Raw genomic sequence first — 2,712 nt, 5'->3', positions numbered from 1 at the left:
TTCAGGGGCGAGTTTGAAATCGTGGAAGCGGGTTTTGCCTTCCTGGGGTTCGACGACGAAGTCTTCGAGTTTCCATGGGATGACCGGTGCCTTGGGCTTGGGTTCGCGGCGCGGTTTGGCGGGTTTCGGCGTGTCGCTGCGCGGCTGCTCCGTGGCTGTGATCGCCGCAGGCTGGGCGGCTTCTACGGTTTTCGGCTCGTGCTTGGGTGCCGACGTGGTGGCGGCCTGTTCAGACTGATTGCCGTCGGTGCGGTGGCCGTGAGCGTGAGACGGAGCGCTGGGGACTGCCGCGAGTTGCTCAGTCTCGCTTTTACCGAACATTTTCTTGAGTGCTTTGAGCACGGTCATCTCATCAATTGGTTAAGGAATGTACGCCGGGCAGTGTAATGCAAGAATCAAGCGCGGCGTAGGGGGATGGATCAAAGGGCACCCTTTAAACAAAAAGAGCAACATAAAACGTTTAACGCAGGCGCTCGGCGAGCCAGGTGCCGATGTCGCGAATTTCTTCGGGTAACACTTCGTGACCCATTGGGTATTCCTGCCATGTCACGGTGACACCACGCTGCTTCAAATGCTCGTAAGCGGTACGTCCCATCGAGTTTTGCACCACGTCGTCATATTGGCCGTGCATCGACAGTACCGGAATGCGTTGCTGGCTCGCGGACAACTCCAGTTCGTCGCTGAAGGTGGGTGCATAAGTAGAGAGGGCAACTACGCCACCCAGTGGTCCCTGCCATTTCAGAAAAGCGGTGTGTAACACCACGGCACCGCCCTGGGAAAAACCTGCCAGGAAAATCCGCGAGGCGTCTATTCCGCTGGCTCGCTGCGTCTCAACCAATTCGATGATCCAGTTGGCCGACTCTTCGAGTTGTTCGCGATTGATCGCGCGCGCCGGGCTCATGGCCAATATGTCGTACCAGCTCGGCATTTCGTAACCGCCATTGATGGTCACGGCGCGGCTCGGTGCCTGGGGCAAAACGAAGCGGGTGGTCAGCAGGCTTTCCTGTAGCGCTTCGGCCACCGGCAGGAAGTCATAGCGGTCGGCGCCCAGGCCATGCAGCCAGATGACGCAGGCGTCTGCGGTCTTGACGGGTTCAAGAATCAAGGGGTTGGTCATGGCTGCTCCAATGTTGTGCGTGCGCGCTCATTAAGTGCGTGATCGAAGTGTGCGTCAGGTTGATCCGTTAAGAAGATGTCGCAAGGTTACAAGTTTTGCTATTGACCTGCAGCTGAAGCGCTTTTGCAAGCGGAGTGGTACGGGCTTTGCTATGGCGAAGCTTGTATGAAAAATCCTACGTCTGTCGGTAACACTATCAGGCCAAGGTTGTTAGTGGGATTGAAAAAAATTCCGGTGATGGATGTTCGCCAAAGGCCGCTACGGGCTTCGCGAACGTGAAAGGGCTACAGCCCGTTCGGCCGACTGGTGAGAGTGAGCTTTCCATTATGTGGATTTTCTCCTACTAGACTCATAGCTAACGTCTTACGTCGGTTGACCCCCAAAACAAGCCAACACGGGTCGACTACGCCTCAAAAGGGTGCGACAGGACTCACGCTCCGACACAACAAGAGCAAAACTGGAGGTTTGAATGAAGATGTTGAAATCCACCCTGGCTATCGTGACTGCAGCCGCAGTACTCGGTGTCAGCGGGTTTGCCCAGGCGGGCGCAACCCTGGATGCAGTGATGAAGAAAGGCTTCGTGCAGTGTGGCGTCAGCGATGGCCTGCCAGGCTTCTCGGTTCCGGATTCCACCGGCAAGATCGTTGGTATCGATGCTGACTACTGCCGTGCAGTAGCGGCTGCTGTCTTCGGCGACGCGACCAAGGTCAAGTTCAGCCAGTTGAACGCCAAGGAGCGCTTCACCGCGCTGCAATCCGGCGAAATCGACATCCTGTCGCGCAACACCACCATGACCAGCTCCCGTGACGCGGGCATGGGCCTGAAGTTTCCAGGTTTCATCACCTACTACGACGGCATCGGCTTCCTGGTAAACAACAAGCTGGGCGTGAAAAGCGCTAAAGAGCTGGACGGTGCAACCATCTGCATCCAGGCCGGTACCACTACCGAGCTGAACGTTTCCGACTACTTCCGCGGCAATGGCCTGAAGTACACCCCGATCACCTTCGACACCTCCGACGAAAGCGCCAAGTCGCTGGAATCCGGTCGTTGCGACGTACTGACCTCCGACAAATCCCAGCTGTTCGCCCAGCGCAGCAAGCTGGCTTCGCCGAAGGACTACGTGGTTCTGCCGGAAACCATTTCCAAGGAGCCTCTGGGCCCGGTCGTGCGTAATGGCGACGACGAGTGGCTGGCCATCGTGCGCTGGACTGGCTACGCCATGCTCAACGCTGAAGAGGCCGGCATCACTTCGAAGAACGTCGAAGCCGAAGCCAAGGGCACCAAGAACCCTGACGTTGCCCGTCTGCTGGGTACCGACGGTGAATACGGCAAAGACCTGAAAGTGAAGAAAGACTGGGTCGTGCAGATCATCAAGCAAGTGGGTAACTACGGCGAAGTGTTCGAGAAAAACCTCGGCAAGAGCACTCCGCTGGAGATCGACCGCGGGCTGAACGCCTTGTGGAACGCTGGCGGCATTCAATACGCACCACCAGTGCGCTGATGGTTCTATCACCCGGTGGGCCAACCACCGGGTGATGTTCTGTTCCATTCTTTGCGGGGCACTTCATGCAAAATTCAATCGGCGCACCAAAGCA

At 57.2% G+C, this 2,712-nt stretch carries 2 protein-coding genes and 1 pseudogene; 1 reads left to right on the top strand and 2 read right to left on the bottom strand.

What is annotated here, in order from left to right:
* Positions 1 to 348: pseudogene (locus ACRESJ_RS26645) on the bottom strand (ATP-dependent RNA helicase RhlB); the annotation flags it as partial.
* Positions 349 to 460: 112 nt separating this feature from the next.
* Entirely contained in the window at positions 461 to 1,117 is a 657-nt protein-coding gene (locus ACRESJ_RS26640) for an alpha/beta hydrolase (protein WP_431760529.1), read from the bottom strand.
* 469 nt (positions 1,118 to 1,586) lie between these two features.
* Here ACRESJ_RS26640 and ACRESJ_RS26635 point away from each other — a divergent pair, with 469 nt between their 5' ends.
* Entirely contained in the window at positions 1,587 to 2,618 is a 1,032-nt protein-coding gene (locus tag ACRESJ_RS26635; RefSeq protein WP_008018591.1) for an amino acid ABC transporter substrate-binding protein, read from the top strand.
* Positions 2,619 to 2,712: the final 94 nt, after the last annotated feature.

Source organism: Pseudomonas sp., assembly GCF_050739655.1.
In the GTDB taxonomy this organism is placed as follows: Bacteria; Pseudomonadota; Gammaproteobacteria; order Pseudomonadales; family Pseudomonadaceae; genus Aquipseudomonas.
This window is presented reverse-complemented; position numbering and strand designations above follow the sequence as displayed.

Excerpts from the sequence above, each read along its gene's own strand:
- ACRESJ_RS26640 (WP_431760529.1), bottom strand. The coding sequence starts at position 1,117 with ATGACCAACCCCTTGATTCTTGAACCCGTCAAGACCGCAGACGCCTGC.
- ACRESJ_RS26635 (WP_008018591.1), top strand. The coding sequence starts at position 1,587 with ATGAAGATGTTGAAATCCACCCTGGCTATCGTGACTGCAGCCGCAGTA.